General features: G+C 44.4%; 1 pseudogene. It reads left to right on the forward strand.

Annotated elements, in window-relative coordinates:
• A pseudogene (locus BN202_RS09135) lies at positions 1–311 on the forward strand (DUF4815 domain-containing protein); the annotation flags it as partial.

Below are 311 nucleotides of genomic sequence, written 5' to 3' on the forward strand. Positions count from 1 at the left end.
TGCTCTGATTTGCAGGTGCGTGCAGCCATTGAATTGCCTTCAAGCGATTGTTCTGTTGTGTTTGAGATTGAACGCAATAATGGCACAGTTTATCAACTGCTGCCCTTTCAATTGCTCAGTCTGACCGAATATATCAGTGAAAAAGTCAAGCTTCGCGCCATTCTTAAAGGCACAGAGAAGCTCTCACCTGTTTTGTTTGCTCCTGTTCAATTGATTGCGGGGAAGATTCACAAAACAGCCACTTATGTCACCCGTGCTTTTGCCTTTGGGGAAAAGGCAAGATTGACCAGCTATATCAAAACCTTCTTGCC

The sequence above is a fragment of the Bartonella florencae genome, assembly GCF_000312525.1.
Classification (GTDB): Bacteria; Pseudomonadota; Alphaproteobacteria; order Rhizobiales; family Rhizobiaceae; genus Bartonella; species Bartonella florencae.